General features: G+C 58.2%; 13 protein-coding genes. 10 read left to right on the top strand and 3 right to left on the bottom strand.

The window, feature by feature from the left end; translation table 11 throughout:
• Window positions 1-121: 121 nt before the first annotated feature.
• The 3 genes from ACR0ER_RS22835 (at window position 122) to ACR0ER_RS22825 (ending at window position 3,492) form a co-directional block, all read left to right on the top strand.
• The gene (locus ACR0ER_RS22835; RefSeq protein ID WP_480770855.1) at window positions 122-535 is read left to right on the top strand and encodes a hypothetical protein; all 414 of its coding nucleotides are present in this window, start codon (window positions 122-124) and stop codon (window positions 533-535) included.
• On the top strand, window positions 532-2,367 hold the full coding sequence (locus tag ACR0ER_RS22830) for a relaxase/mobilization nuclease domain-containing protein (protein WP_480770854.1): 1,836 nt from the start codon (window positions 532-534) through the stop codon (window positions 2,365-2,367). Before ACR0ER_RS22835 ends, ACR0ER_RS22830 begins: the two co-directional genes overlap by 4 nt.
• Before the next feature lie 87 nt (window positions 2,368-2,454).
• The gene (locus ACR0ER_RS22825) at window positions 2,455-3,492 is read left to right on the top strand and encodes a hypothetical protein (RefSeq protein ID WP_480770853.1); all 1,038 of its coding nucleotides are present in this window, start codon (window positions 2,455-2,457) and stop codon (window positions 3,490-3,492) included.
• 449 nt (window positions 3,493-3,941) lie between these two features.
• Here the strand turns inward: ACR0ER_RS22825 and ACR0ER_RS22820 are convergent, their stop codons facing one another.
• From ACR0ER_RS22820 to ACR0ER_RS22810, 3 genes are all read right to left on the bottom strand, one after another.
• The gene (locus ACR0ER_RS22820; protein WP_170415554.1) at window positions 3,942-5,111 is read right to left on the bottom strand and encodes a CaiB/BaiF CoA transferase family protein; all 1,170 of its coding nucleotides are present in this window, start codon (window positions 5,109-5,111) and stop codon (window positions 3,942-3,944) included.
• A 21-nt stretch (window positions 5,112-5,132) separates the two neighbouring features.
• The gene (locus tag ACR0ER_RS22815; RefSeq protein WP_170415552.1) at window positions 5,133-6,515 is read right to left on the bottom strand and encodes an MmgE/PrpD family protein; all 1,383 of its coding nucleotides are present in this window, start codon (window positions 6,513-6,515) and stop codon (window positions 5,133-5,135) included.
• A gap of 110 nt (window positions 6,516-6,625) precedes the next feature.
• Entirely contained in the window at window positions 6,626-8,005 is a 1,380-nt protein-coding gene (locus tag ACR0ER_RS22810) for an MmgE/PrpD family protein (RefSeq protein ID WP_480770852.1), read from the bottom strand.
• Between the two features lie 125 nt (window positions 8,006-8,130).
• On the opposite strand from ACR0ER_RS22810, the gene ACR0ER_RS22805 reads away from it, so the two are divergent.
• The 7 genes from ACR0ER_RS22805 (at window position 8,131) to ACR0ER_RS22775 (ending at window position 14,909) form a co-directional block, all read left to right on the top strand.
• Window positions 8,131-9,075, top strand: coding sequence for a LysR family transcriptional regulator (locus ACR0ER_RS22805; protein ID WP_170649847.1), 945 nt, complete (start codon window positions 8,131-8,133; stop codon window positions 9,073-9,075).
• A 107-nt stretch (window positions 9,076-9,182) separates the two neighbouring features.
• A complete protein-coding gene (locus tag ACR0ER_RS22800; protein ID WP_170415546.1) occupies window positions 9,183-9,980 on the top strand; it encodes an enoyl-CoA hydratase-related protein in 798 nt (265 codons plus the stop codon).
• A 5-nt stretch (window positions 9,981-9,985) separates the two neighbouring features.
• The gene (locus ACR0ER_RS22795) at window positions 9,986-10,918 is read left to right on the top strand and encodes a hydroxymethylglutaryl-CoA lyase (protein ID WP_170415544.1); all 933 of its coding nucleotides are present in this window, start codon (window positions 9,986-9,988) and stop codon (window positions 10,916-10,918) included.
• A 129-nt stretch (window positions 10,919-11,047) separates the two neighbouring features.
• Window positions 11,048-12,040 carry a TRAP transporter substrate-binding protein DctP gene (locus tag ACR0ER_RS22790; RefSeq protein WP_170415542.1) on the top strand — a complete coding sequence of 331 codons (993 nt, stop codon included), beginning with the start codon at window positions 11,048-11,050 and terminating at the stop codon, window positions 12,038-12,040.
• Between the two features lie 42 nt (window positions 12,041-12,082).
• Window positions 12,083-12,523, top strand: coding sequence for a TRAP transporter small permease subunit (locus ACR0ER_RS22785; RefSeq protein WP_170415540.1), 441 nt, complete (start codon window positions 12,083-12,085; stop codon window positions 12,521-12,523).
• Window positions 12,520-13,824: a TRAP transporter large permease gene (locus tag ACR0ER_RS22780; RefSeq protein WP_170415538.1), complete on the top strand. Its 1,305-nt coding sequence runs from the start codon at window positions 12,520-12,522 to the stop codon at window positions 13,822-13,824. Before ACR0ER_RS22785 ends, ACR0ER_RS22780 begins: the two co-directional genes overlap by 4 nt.
• 8 nt (window positions 13,825-13,832) lie before the next feature.
• Entirely contained in the window at window positions 13,833-14,909 is a 1,077-nt protein-coding gene (locus tag ACR0ER_RS22775) for an alcohol dehydrogenase (RefSeq protein ID WP_170415536.1), read from the top strand.
• Window positions 14,910-14,912 lie beyond the last annotated feature (3 nt).

Here is a 14,912-nt window from a genome sequence, read left to right as displayed (position 1 = left end):
CCGGGAGCAATTTTAGAAAATACAGATTTCTAAAATCACTCCCGGCTTCCTCTTGGAGAATATGATAGGATAAGGTAGTTGTGTTACAAATTGAAAATACAACCATAGGTATGCATTGAGTATGCCCACCGATACAACTGTCTTTTCCGTACGCTTGCCAGTGGATGCGCTGGAGCGTCTGGAGGCGGCCGTTGATGTACTCGGAGCCAAGAGCCGCAATCAGATCATCCAGCGCCTCGTCTATCGTCTGATCGGTTATCTCGATCCTGACCCCGCTGTTGTGGATCTCTGGCAGAGGCACTTGCGGCAGGTTCAGGGTGGATACACCAACCTCAATCAGCTTGCGAAATCGGCCAAGCGCGGCACGGTGATCTGGACGGATGATGACCGGCGCGATGTTGAAAACCTCCATCGCGCGATCATCCAGCACCGACAAGACATGAAGGCGATGATCACAGCGGCCCGCCGAAACCGTGAGCCTGAATCCGCCATTCGCCGAATCTTGCGCGACGACGATTTGACACCTGAAGAATGAATGCCGCTGCCCGTGATCTGACAGCAGGAGACTTCCTGGAGCTTGCCTTCCGCGAGGCTCAGAAAGGTGTCGATCGTTCCAAGCAGATCACTCAGCAACTGCAGACCGCCAAGCGCATGAAGTTCATGATCTCGCGGGCGTCGTCCATCAAGGCTCGGCTAGGTGCTGTGGTTGGAAAGCCTGAGGCGGTTGTGAAACACGTCCGCAAAGGTGGGGTGAAAAACGCACATGAGCTGCGCCGCCAGATCAATTATCTGACCGTCCGAGCAGAGGGTGTATTGGACATCCGAGACAATGGCGTGACCCCGCTCGATGCAGATCAGGTCAGTGATTTGATCGAGACTTGGGCCGAGGATTTCAACGGGAAAACCAACTACGGTTACACCCGTCACATGATCGTTTCTTTTCCCGAAGGCACCTATCCGGACGCCGCTCATGAGGCCGGTTTGGAGTTCGCTGACCGCCTATTTGGCAGCGGTGATTTTGGGGATACCTGGGACTACCTGACAGTGTTCCATAACGACACTGACAACCCCCACGTCCACATCGTTGTGAACAATCGAGGCGTTGAACACGGGCAGTGGTTGGCTATGGGTATGAGCAGCGAAATGAACATCGACGTTCAGCGCTCCATCCAGGTTGAGGTTGCTGAGGAATACGGAATTGAGCTGACCGCGACGACCCGCCTTGAGCGCGGATTGCGGCAGGAAGTCGAAACCGATATGTGGAAAGTTCAGGCCGGAATGTCGGTTGTTGAAACCACTCCGGAAGTCGAAGTTACGGCCCGCGACATGGCCGCCGACGTGATGACTCTCTCCATCGCAAGAATGTCGGATCTGTTTGATGAGCGCGCCAACGCCGTCAAAGACCGGATCGAAGAGTTTGCCATCCAACTCGTTGAAGGAGAGGAACCTATGGTATCGAGAATGGAACATCTGTTGGATCAAGCCCATCATTTTGATGATTATGGTGAGCCGGGAGACCCGTCTTATGTGTCCCCCGAAGTCATGAGCAACTTGCGGCGACACATCGAATTAGGCGGTTCTGAGGAAACAATAGCACCCGAGCTGAAGGCTCAGGTTGTTGCCCATATCAGCGACGTTCGGGACAACGAACAGAGCCATCCGTATCTGTCTGCCCTTGCTGATATTGTCGATGACAAGGCGTTCCAGGCGTCCGCAGATTATGCCCCGGCAGCACGCCGCTACGAGGTCTATATGCAGGACACCTTGGGCGAGGGGGCCTATGAGGATTTCCAGTCTCAGACCAAAGAATTGCTGCAATCCATCGACAAGATGGAAGGGCTGGCCCGTGAGGTTGATGACCCTCATCTGCGTGTCGCTATGGACATTCAGATTGGCGAGCTGAAGGGCGACGTTGCGGATATGCGCACCAACGATCCGGACCTTCAAGCCTTCATCATCGAGGACCGGCGCTATTCAACGATGATGGGAATGGGCACCGCTGAAATGGATACCCTCGACTATCCGGAGGCCGAACAGTGGGCGGCGATCCGCAAGGAAGTCACCGAAACGGCCAGCAGCTATGGCCTCGATGGTGAGGCGTTTGTTGCGCGCTTTGGCGACCACCAGAACGTCACTTTGGGCACAACAATGGGATGGCGCAGCGACGACATATCGACCGCCGCGGCCCACTTCCAGGCTCAAGGATTGTCGGACAGCCACGACCGCGCTGAGGCCGTTGTTGACGAGCTGCACCAGCTTGCTTCTTCCAGGATCATCGCAATCTCAGAAGAACTCTCAGAGGTTCACGCACACGCAACACACCCGCTCTTGCAAGGGCGCGGTGACGATGACGGACACAGCCTTTAAGGAGTTCACCCTGTCTGCCTGATGAGCGCGCCAACGCCCCAGGCAGAACCATCACAGAGTTATCCATCAACTCGCAAAGGAAAAACTATGGTTTCGCGTACAGACTATCTTTTGAACGAAGTTGAACACTTCGCACCCTATTCCCAATTTGATCAATCCGCCCCGCGCGAGGATCGCGTTTCAGAGCAGATCGACATCATAAAGAAAGAACAGCGGGCGATGGGCTTTGATCGTGCAGCCATCGTTTCAAAGAGCTTCAACATCGAGGACCAGGCCAACCGCCGTGTTGACGAACATACGGTGCAACAAGATTTGGTCGAAGAACTGAAAATCGAATTAGAGGCTGCGGAGCGGTCAGGGGAACCGGTTGATCTGAACGATATGCAGGCTTTGGTTTCTCAGCACATGAACGATGCTCAGGAATACGACCTGTATCACCCCTACTATTCGTCCCTTGCTGATCTGTCCGGCGACAAAGGTTTTCAGGATTCCGACGACTACCAGTCGCCCGGTGATCGCTATGTTCAGTATATGCAATCCGCTCTGGGTCAGGCCGGTTTCGAGAACTACGAACAGCAGACCAAGGACATTGTGAACTCCATCGAGAACATGGAGGCTCTTGCACGTGAGGTCGAAGATCCGCATCTGCGTGCCGCAATGGACGTGCAGATCGGAGAGCTGAAGGGCGATGTTGCCGAGCTACGCCCATACGACACCGACCTGCAGGCGTACACTGTTGCTGACGACAGTTACACCACATCCATGAAGGCGGCCGAGTTGGACAACTTGGACCCGTCCGAGGCCGAAAAGTGGCTGGCTGTGCGTGATGACATTGTGGCGACCGCCAACAGCTTCGGTCTCGACGGAAACAAGTTCCTGGCCCGCTATAACGATCATGACAGCGTTTCAGTCGGCACCACGGCGACTTGGCGAGACGCGGACATTTCCACCGCTGCCGCCCATTTTAATAGCCAAGGCGTTCCGGACAGCTACGAGCGCGCCGAGGCCGTTGTCGGTGAGCTGCATCAAGTTTCATCCAGCAAGATTGCAGCCGTGGTCCAAGAGATTGCCCATACCCGCGAACAGGCCACCCACGTCCATGAGTATGATGGACACAGTCTGTAATTGCCGAGCAGAAGGTATTTATTGATGCAACAGGGCTAAATTCAGGCTCGGCGCAAAACAGGGCGGGATGGAATCTTCCGTACAGGATTTTTGGAAAACGACCCTTCGCTGCCGTTGACGTGTGCGACCGCAACGCGGGACTAATCCGCCTTATGCGCGCGCGGCTACTGCTGATGCAACATTCCTTTGCGAGTGCAGAAGACTTTACGCAGCGAAGCCCTGCGCTTCCCGTTTTGGGTCATTCAACATTGCTCGGGCGGTGAAGTTCAGAGCGACCTTTCGCTGCATCGCGGGCGGACGCGCAAGTGCGGGATACGGCGCGATTTATCCACGCAGAAACTTTGCGCTGCGAGAGGGAACTCAACGGTTCAACCATTTGCCCGAACTCTACTGTGCTGAATAGACGTTCATATGAGCGGCTGTGCCAAGACAGAGGAAAGGCCCAATATTCATCCCCGAGCATTCGCTGAACTGTCTATGGGCTGGTACGAGCCTCCGAACTCGTCAAAGACGCTAGCGGTATGCAGCCCAAGAGTCGGAGGTGGTGGCAGGCTGTCATTTACGTCGATGGATCGATGAATCGGCGGAGCTGCCATGGTAACTTCCGTGCCCATGGTGGTCGCAACGCGGACACGCTTCAGTCCAGCGTGATCGGCAAGCGCTGCTACAGAATTGACGGAGCCATATGCGATATCCGCGTTGGCCAGTCTTGTGGTGAATGATTCCCGCGAGAGCGCGCGCGAAACGCTGCCGATTATGTCATGCAACGCCTCAACATTTTCAACCCGCGCATTGTTGCTGATGAACCTTTCGTCGGTGGCCAAGCCCGGTCGCTCCAGTACCTTGTCGCAAAACCGTGCCCATTCGCGTTCGTTCTGGATGGCGATGATGACCTGGGATCCGTCGTTCACCTTGAAGGCTGCGTAGGGCTGGATCGTAGGGTGCATCAGGCCAACCCGCTTGGGGGCCTTGCCGCCGTATTCGTACTGCATCAGCGGCACGTTCATCCATTCCGACGCCACCCCGAAGAGCGATACGCTGACGCCATAGCCTTCGCCGGTGCGTTCGCGATAGAGGAGCGCCTCGACGATCGCCGCGTGCGCTGTCATCCCTGCCCCAATGTCGCAAATCGAAACGCCGATGCGGCCAAGGTCCTCCGGTGCACCTGACACATCCACCAGACCACTTTCGGCTTGAACAAGAAAGTCATAGGCCTTGAGCGCGCTGGCCGGACCATCGTCGCCATAACCGGAGATGTCGCAGGTGATGAGCCGCGGGTTTTTCTTGCGCATTTCCTCCGATCCGAACCCCGCGCGGGCCATCGCGCCCGGCGCGAGATTCTGGACAAAGACATCAGCCTTCGCCAGCAGGCAGTGCATCAGGTCGGCGTCCCTTTCTGATTTCAGGTCCAGAACCACCGACTCCTTCCCGTGGTTGGTCCAGACGAAATACGAACTGTCGCCGTGGACTGAGGCATCATAGCCCCGTGCGAAATCGCCTCCGGCGCGTTCGATCTTGATCACCCGCGCGCCCATATCGATGAGGCGCGATGTGCACAGAGGTGCCGCCAACGCCTGTTCGACAGACACCACCAGCAGGTCGGAAAACGGGTTTGCCATGCTACTCTCTCCGGGTCGACGTCAGGCCGCGCCAAGGCTCTTGGTGACCTCGCGAAGGTCTTCGGCGACCTCCAGAGCGAGGATGTCAGCAGTCACCCGGTCGGTTCGCTCAATACCAAGCGCCCCGGTCGCCAGCGTGCGGAACTTTGCCGCAATTTCCTCCGGGGTCATTCGGTTGTTCGGGTCGCCCTTGGCGTAAATCTGTTCCCCTGAGAAGACCCGACCATCGCGGGTTTTGACATCCACGAGGGCGGCAACAGTATTGGGGTATTTCTCTGCCAGTTCCATGCTGGCCTCGATCTTGATGCGGGGCATCAGATCGCTAATATCCGGGTCGGCAAGAGTTTCGTCCGAGAAGCGTTCGAGCGTGACTGCACCGTCCTTGAGACCCAGAGACACGGCGAAAGGCGTGCTGAGACGCGCTGCAAGGGGGCTCTTTGGCGCATAGTTCATGCCCTGTCCTGGCATGGTCTCGGACTGTACGATGCTGACCTCAGCGATGTCTTCCGTTTGCAGGTCGTTCTCGGCGACCAGGTCGAGCGTTTTTGTCACTGCCGTATGGCTGCATTGGATTGTCGGAAGCGATTTCAGACCGCCGATGCTGACCTCGTAGTATTCTCCCAACCGGTCGAGAAGAGGTTCGGGGTTTGGCTCTTCCGAGAAGGCGTTGAAGAAGCCAGACGGATATTCAAGGATTCCAAGCGGGCCGGTCGCACCGCCTTTGACCAGTTGGGCAAACAGCACAGCTTTCATCGCTGCCATGGCAGGATGCAGACTTTTTGAGAAATCGCCATTCTCGACGCCGTAGCGAAGCCCGCCAGCTGCATCAGCCGCGAGTCCCATGGTCATCTCGATGCCAACAGCATCCAACTTCAGCAGCTTCGCTGCGGCGGCGGCTGCGCCGATGCCCCCGAAGGTCGCGGTGGGATGCCAGAACTTGTAGTGGGTCGGCATAGTGCAACGCCCGATGCGCCCGGCCACATCGAAGCCCAGGACAAAGGCCTCGATGATCTCCTTGCCGCTCGATTGCAGTTCCTCGCCCAGGGCAAAGGTCGTGGCGACCAGAGACGATCCGAGGTGGGAAATCGACGGCATATGCGTGTCGTCGAAGTCAATCGTATGTGCCATGGCGCCATTGGTCAGCGCGGCTGTAACAGCGCTGGTTTTTCCCGCCTCGCCAAAGACGGTGGAATATCCACCCGCTTTTTGAGCCGCGGCGAACCCCGTCACCCAGGAAACCTCTTCCCTGGCCTGAACGCGACCGCCCAAAGCACAGCCAAGGGTATCGAGTATGAAGAGTTTCGCCTGTTCGACGACCTCGGTCGGCAAGTCATCGAAGCTTGTGCGAGCAACGAACTCTGCGAGCTGACGAGTCAGGTCCACCTTGTTTGTTGATTGTGCCATAAAATTCTCCGGTTCGCGCATATCTTGGTAGGGTGTCTGTTCAAACCAGAACTCGCATCTGCGTTGGCATTGAAAAACTAAAATGCATGGATAGGTGCTATATCAGGTTTTTATGATGCAGCTTGCTTGGTGCAGGTGTCTGGGTCGTTCTGGCCCCGCAACCATTCATCAAGGGAGGCAGGCTCCGCTGCCTCCACGGCATTCCAAAGATCGGATGCGGAGTCTTCGCCCAGCAAAGCCTGAGCTTTGGCCTTGATCTTCTGCTCGCGTAACGCGAGCCCTCCCATGCGATCAATGTCGTGGGTGATTTCAACGCTTCGGCCATCATTGGTCGTGATCCGGGCCGTTGCTTGCGTTTCCGCCAATCCGTCAACGCCTTTCACCACCACGCGGTCGCGCAGGGCAACGAGGTCTGGGGCGCGGCAGGCGGCGTCAGAATAGGTGGTCAAGGCAGCCGTGTCCTGGCCCACGAGAACCATCGCGGAACACTGGCGGTAGCTGAACTTCGCCTCAAGCCCCGTCTGGGGTTCAAGGATATTGCAGACCTTCAGATAACGCGGTGGCACTGAAAGCGTGACACTTGCAACCTCGTCCGGTTTTACGCCCAGACTGTCACGCGCTTCGATCAAGGCCTCAAGCGACGCGTGTGCACCGTGACAACAAGCATGGAACTTATGCAGCACCCCTTCGAACATCCAAGACTGGCCAAGGCCGTCCAGTATCTCGTCCGGAGCCCGCATTTCTGCGGCGTGCGTAATCGCGAAACCCTGGTCGGCCTCCAGTGTGTCGGGACGGGACTCAAATCCTGCCTGGGCGAGAAGCGCGGCCTCGACACCATTGGACGCGGCCATGCCGGCATGAAACGGTTTGCCCATTGTCCCGAATTGTGCCCGCAAACCCGAGGCGCGCGTTGCGACCAACCCGAGGGCGTTTCCTGCGCCCCGCACGTCCAGTCCAAGCAATCGGGCCGAGGCCAGTGCCGCGCCGAAGGCACCTGCGGTTGCGGTGGAATGTAACCCGACGAAATGGTGGTGGCGCCCGAGCCAGGCGCCGATGCGGGTTGCGGCCTCCATACCGACAAGCGATGCTTCCAGAAACGTCTTGCCACTCGCTCCGGTCTTTTGCGCCAAAGCAAAACTCGCAGGAAAGACGACGACGCTGGGATGCCCGAGATAGGCGAAATGGGTATCGTCATAGTCAAGTGCGTGACTGATCGTGCCATTGGCCATTGCGGCTGCCCGCGCTGGCAGCTTCTGCGCCGTTCCGACAACCGTAGCTTCAGCGACACCACCTTCGGTCGCGACATAGTCCCTGACGATCCGGCTGACCGGCTCGTCCTGCCCGGCGATCGAAACAGCCAGCCAGTCGAACAGTGATATGCGTGTCATGCGCAGCGCGGCCTCAGATCGGCCCTCATCTAGAGAACCCGTCGCAAACGCTGTGATGGCCTCAGTGATTGGAGCGGAGTTCAAGGTGTCAGATTTGCTCATCGGCGGTTCATTTCTGTAAATCTCGTGTGGCCTCTTGCAAAACCACATTTACTCTTTTCCATTGACGGAAATAAAAATATGCGAAAGTAAGTATATCCACGATAACGAAATTCGAAGGCGTCGACGTGGATATCAAGCAGCTCAAGACTTTCATTTGCGTTGCGGAAACCGGATCACTCAGCGCGGCCTCGGACCGATTGCGCCTGGCGCAACCGGCCCTGTCGCGTCACATTAAGCTGTTGGAGCATGAGATCGGCGTTCAGCTTTTCGCGCGCCATGTCAGGGGTATGACACTCACCGAACCGGGGGAAAAACTCCTTGGGCGTGTTTCCGGCCTGATCCGCCAGTTGGAGCAATCGGTCGACGACATCCGCTCGAATGATGAAGTGGTCAAAGGCAACGTTGCGATCGGTTTAATGCCCAGCGTGAACACCGTTTTCGCCGTGCGTCTCGTAGAACGAGTGCGGCGCGAGCTGCCCAAGGTCACACTCCGGATCGTCGAAGGTTATTCAGGCCACCTGATCGAATGGCTTCAGCGAGGCGATCTGGACATTTCGTTTCTTTACGGACCTGCGGCTGACCTGCACCTGCGCTGTAAGGAGTTGCTTTACGAGGATATCGCGCTGATCAGCCCTCCGGATTCGTTGCCCGACCTCGGCCCGCAGATCCGGATCGCCGAAGTGGAGCATCTGCCGCTTGTTTTGCCCAGCCGTCCCCATGCTATTCGGATGCTGGTTGACAATGCCGCTTCTAAGGCAGGCGTTTCTCTGAACATCGCGCTGCGCGGTGACGCGTTCTGGGTGTTGAAGTCACTCGTCGCTGACGGGTCTTATCATGCTTTCATCCCGCTGTCGGCGGTTTCCGAAGAGGTCAAATCGGGAGTGCTCGAAGCCCGGACTTTTGTTTCCCCTCCCATCCGCCGGCAACTCGTTCTGGCAATGCCGCCGGACAGGTCAAACACCAGAGCCACGGACGCGGTGATCAAGGTTCTTGCCAGCGAAATCGCCACGATGATTGAAGAGGGCGTATGGAAGGCTGATCCGGAATCGGATCTTGTCGAAGACATTTGACGTGCGGCCGCCCGCCATAGAATTTCTGCATGGCATCACTGCCAACATTTTAATTGTTTGATCGCATTGAGCCGCTGATCTTATCGAAAACGGCAATGGATCACCTCATGACAACTTCCTCATTTTCGACACTCGAGATAACAACGCCGCGTGACCACGTGCTGCAGGTCACACTGAACCGGCCGGCATCTGCGAACGCCTTCAATACGCAGATGGCTCGTGATCTGGTCCAGTTCTACGAGGACCTGGCGCTCGATCCCGGGGATACAAGGTGCGTGGTCATGACGGGCGCGGGCGAAAAGGCGTTCTGCGCGGGGGCCGACCTGAAGGAACGCGACGGGATGTCTGATCATGACTGGGGCCTTCAGCATCTGGTCTATGAACGCATGATCCGTGCCATTCTGGGCTGCCCGGTGCCGATCATCGCCGCCGTGAACGGTGCGGCCTATGCCGGAGGCTGCGAAATCGCGGCGGCTGCGGATTTCATCTATGCCGCCGACAACGCCCGCTTTGCCCAGACCGAAACCCGGATCGGTATCATCCCCGGTGCCGGCGGCACGCAGACCTTGGCACGGGCCATCGGCGAACGGCGTGCCAAGGAGGTGATCCTGTCGGCCCGCCCGTTCAGCGCCGCCGAGGCGCTGGACTGGGGCCTTGCCAATGCCGTCTTCCCGATCGGGGAACTGCTGGAGGCTGCGCTTGACACCGCCGAGGCGATGGCGCGCAACGCGCCGATCGCTGTCCGACAGGCCAAGCAGGCAATCTATCGCGGTGCGCAGATGTCACTGGCCGATGGGCTGGCCTTCGAGATCGAAACCTATAACCGCACGATCAACACCGAGGACCGGCGCGAGGGCGTGCGGGCGTTCAACGAAAAGCGCCAACCGCAGTTCAAAGGGCAATGAAACGCATGACTTTTCCTGACAAGGTGGACTTGCGCGAAGTTGGCCTTCGCGACGGGTTGCAGATGGTTGGCCGGATCCTTCCGACCCAAACCAAGCTCGACTGGTGCCGAGACCAGGTGGCTTGCGGGTTTTCGGAGATCGAGGTGACCTCTTTCGTTCCGCCATCCTCCATTCCCCAATTTGCGGATGCGGCCGAAGTTCTGAAGGGAGTAAAGGCCATCGGAGGTTTTACCGCGGCGGTGCTTGTGCCGAACCTCAAGGGTGGTATCCGCGCCCTTGGGCGCGGGGCGGACAAGATCACCTTCGTTCTGTCGGCCAGCGAAGCGCACAACATGTCCAATGTCCGGCGCCCGACCGATGCGTCGGTGACAGAGTTCGAGGACCTCGTGACGGAACGCGATGCGCGCGGGTTGAAGGGCAAGGTTGCCCTGTCGGCGGTTATCGCGACCGCATTTGGGTGCAGCATCCAAGGCGAGGTGCCAGAAGACCGCGTTCTGGCTTTGTCAGAAAGACTGGCCGCCGCCGGGGCGGACGAGTTGAACATCGCCGACACGGTCGGTTACGGCAATCCGCTCCAGGTGCGCAGGATGTTTTCCGCCATTTCGAACTTGGTCGGCCCGCTTCCACTAGCCGCCCACTTCCACGATACCAGGGGCATGGGGCTTACCAATGTCATGGCTGCCGCCGAGGTTGGCGTTCGGCGCTTCGATTCAGCGCTTGGGGGGCTCGGTGGATGCCCTTTCGCCCCCGGCGCGACGGGGAACATCGCGACAGAAGACTGCGCCTATCTGCTGGAAAGCATCGGCTTGAGCACTGGAATTGATTTCGTGCGGCTGTTGAAGCTGCGCGCGAGGCTTGAGGAATGGCTGCCGGATGAACGCATCGAAGGCCGGTTGAAACAGGCGGGCTTGGCTAAAACCTTTCTGTCAGCCGCCTAACACTGCGTTGCAAATTCGTTATAGCACCCATATTCGCGTTATAATTTTGTCACCCCCACAGCATTTGCAAAGCTGCCCTTGCAAAGGCGTCCTTCCGCGTTGGGGGCGCTCGAAACTTGGGAGGACAAAATGATCATCGCAAAACTGTCAAAATATGCTGCCGTATCAGCGCTCGTCTTGGGCCTTTCCAGCGTTGGCGCAATGGCCGAAACGCTGAAAATGGTCAGTTCCTGGGCATCGAACCAGGCGACCTATCGCGTCAATGTCGAAACCTTCGTAGCCAAGGTGGCCGAACATACCGGCGGTAATACCGACATCAATGTTGTCGGGCCCGAAGCGATCAGCCCACTGGAACTGGTCGAACCACTTCAGACCGGCATCATCGACATGATCTTCACACACCCGGCCTATCACGCGGGGACTACGAAGATCGGCATGGCCGCCGACGGGATCGCCGTCGATCCGGCGACCTGGCGTGAAAGCGGCATTTTCGACGCCTTTGACGCCTATTACCAGACCCTGGGCATCAAGGTGATCGGGATCATGCCGCTGGGCCAGCGTGGTTTCCGCTTCGTGACCAATCAGGACGTTGAAGGGCGCGAGAATTCCTTTGAAGGTATGAAGGTGCGGGCCAATGCCTCATACATCGCGATCATTGAGAAGCTGGGCGGCAGCCCTGTTCCTCTGGGTGGTGGCGAGATCTACTCTTCGCTTCAGAATGGCGTGATCGACGCTGCTCCCTGGAGCGCTACTGGGCTGGTCGATTTCAAGCTCTACGAGGTTGCCAGCCATGTTCTGCAGCCTGATTTCGGATCGCTGTCGAATTGGATGTTCATGAACCTCGACAAATGGAATTCGCTCGACGCCGACACGCAGGCGGCAATCACCCGCGCCGCGGCCGAGACGGAACTCTACGCGCTCGAAGAAATGACGCGCATCGCCGACATGGAGCTGGGCCAGCTTCAGGAAAAGGGCATGGCGATCACCAACATGAACGCCAGCGAGGCCGAAAATATCTCAGCCTGGATGTCGGAAGCCATGTGGGGCTTGGCGATGGACACCGATGCAGATGTGGCGGCAGGCATTCGTGAACTGGCGGTCAAAGCTGGGCTTTCCCAATAAATGCTGACGCTGAAGCGGATCGAAAAAGGAGTTGCGGGGGGGATGGCGTTCCTCTCAGCGCTTCTTCTTGCGGGGATCGTCGGTCTGTTCGTGATGGAGATTTTCATGCGCTACGCCATGAACGCTCCGACGAAATGGAGCAACGACGTCATCAGCTTCATCATGCCCGCGATGATCTTTCTCGCGCTGCCCGAAGTGACCCGCCGCAACCAGCATATCGCGATCACATTCCTTGTCGAAGCGGTGGGCGATGACGTGGCGGTAAAATGGGGCCGAGTTCTGGCTTTGGCTTCGGCAGTTGTCGCGGCGCTGGCGGCGTGGATCGTTGCCTCGTCGGCCTTGAAGCAGTTTTCGACGGGCATCCTGACCAACACGGTTATTCAAGTGCCCAAATGGGCCTTGCTGTCGCCGATAGCATTCAGTTTCGGCGTTGTTGCGCTGATCTTCCTAACAACTGCCCTGATCGGGAGGGATGAGGCATGAGCTGGGCCGAAACCCTTATGATCCTGCTGGGGCTTCTGCTCGGCTCCTTTGCGACGGGACTACCGGTATTCATTGCGTTCTTCGCGATTTGCATTGGCGCGGTCTTCATGCTGTTTGGCTCGAACGGGTTCGGGCTGGTCGCGAACTCGATCCTGACGGCAACGTCCATAGTGTCCCTCAGCACCGTGGCCATGTTCGTTCTGATGGGTGATCTGCTGTTTCGCTCCGGGTCGACGGAAGTGCTTTTCGACGCGGCGAACCGCATCTTTGGCAGGCTGCGGGGACGGCTTTATTTCCTCGTGATCGCGCTTTCCACGATCTTCGGCGCTTTGTCGGGCTCCATCGTCGCGGTGACAGCCATGCTCGGGCGTTCGGTTCTGCCTTCTATGAACCAGCGCGGCTACGACGAAGGCTTGTCGATCACCACGATCCTGTCAGGCGCAAGCCTCGCCCCCATCATTCCGCCATCCATCGTCGTCATCATCCTGGGATCCCTGGTGAATGTCTCGATTGCCGGGCTACTTGTCGCTGGGTTGCTGCCGGGGCTGCTGATTGCCGCCCTGACCGGTCTTTATGTCTGGGTGCGGATCAAGCGCAACCCAAGCCTCGCCCCGGAAGACGACGCCAACGGAGGCGAAGATGGCGACAGCCTGGGGTGGCTGCTTTTGAAATGCGTGCCGTTCCTCATGGTCATATTCTCCGTCATTGGGTTTATCCTGCTTGGTGTTGCCACGCCATCGGAAGCCGCGGCCAGCGGGGTCGTCGGTGCCCTGATCACAACCGCGCTTTATCGAAAGCTCAGCCTCAAGTTCCTGACCGACAGCCTTGTCGAGGCGGCGCTTCTGACCGGTTCGATCATGGCGATCTTTGCCGCCTCCAGCCTGTTTGCTCAGATACTGTCCTTTACCGGCGCATCGCAAGGCTTCCTGAAATTCTTCTTGGCGCAGGACCTCACTGGCCTGACGGCCTTCCTGGCGACCATGCTCATCACGCTCGTGGCCTGCATGTTCATCGACGTGATCGCCTATATGCTGGTCAGTGTGCCGATCTACGCGCCGATCGCCGACGCGTTTGGGTTCGACCCGATCTGGTTCTGGGCAATCTACCTAATAAACGTCACCCTTGGTTCGGTGACGCCCCCGTTTGGCTACGCGCTGTTTGCGCTCAAGGCTGCTTCCCCAGACCTCCCGATGGGCAAGACCTACCGCGCGGCGTGGAGCGTCGTAGCCATCTTCGCGATAGCGATCACGTTGCTCTATCTTGTTCCGGGCATCGTCACACTTATCCCATCCATGCTGTGAGAAACCTCATGACCGAATACACCAGCTATGATCTTATTGAATGGGGCCAGCCCTTCGAAAAACGCCGAAATGCATTGCCGGAGCCCAGCGGGGCCGAGGTTATGGTGCGCGTTACGGCGGCAGGTCTCTGTCACTCGGACCTGCATGTCCAGAAAGGCTATATGGACCTTGGCGAAGAGGGCAAGCTGACCTTTGCCGACCGCGGCGCGCAACTGCCGATGACATTTGGCCACGAGATCGCCGGCATTGTCGAAGCCGTGGGCCAAGAGGTGACGACGGTCACCCCGGGACAGCAGGTTCTCGTCTTTCCCTGGATCGGATGCGGCACATGCGAGGCCTGTCTGGACGACCGGGAGAGCGATTGCCCGAATATGCGGATCATCGGGCTGAAGCAAAAGGGCGGCTTTGCCACCCATTGCCTGGTGGAGAACGAGAAGTTCCTTGTCGATATCGAGGGCCTTGATGCGGCCGCTGTCGTGCCCCACGCGTGCTCGGGCATCACCGTCTACAACGCGCTGGAGAAGATGGGCGCGCTGCGGGAGGGTGAGTGGATGGCGATCCTGGGATGCGGGGGGCTTGGCATGAATGCCATCGCCATCGCGCGGGCCATGGGGATCGATAACATTATCGCCGTCGATATCGACGACGCCAAGCTCGATGCGGCGCTGGAGATAGGCGCAATGAAGATCATGAACAGCACGCGTGAAGATGGGGTTGCGGAGTTGCAGAGCCTAGCAGATGGCCGCCTGATGGGGGTGCTTGATACATTCGGCGGCCCCTCTACGGGCCAGCTCGCCGTGCGCGCTCTGGCCAAGGCGGGGCGCTATATTGTCGTCGGGCAGTGCGGCGGGGATTTCAAGATGCCTCAAGTCTGGCTGCCGCAAAAGGCCATGACCGTGCGCGGCAGCCATGTGGGCAATTCGCCGCAATTGCACACGCTGATCGAAATGGTCCGCGCAGGCAAGATCAAGCAGATGCCGATCGAGCGGCGTCCGCTTTCGCAAATTAACCAGGCAGTCGAGGATCTGGAACATGGCCGGGTCACAGGCCGCATCGTGTTCCAGCCCGACCAGGACGACGAGTGACAT

It is taken from the genome of Ruegeria sp. CH8, assembly GCF_056536985.1.
This window is presented reverse-complemented; position numbering and strand designations above follow the sequence as displayed.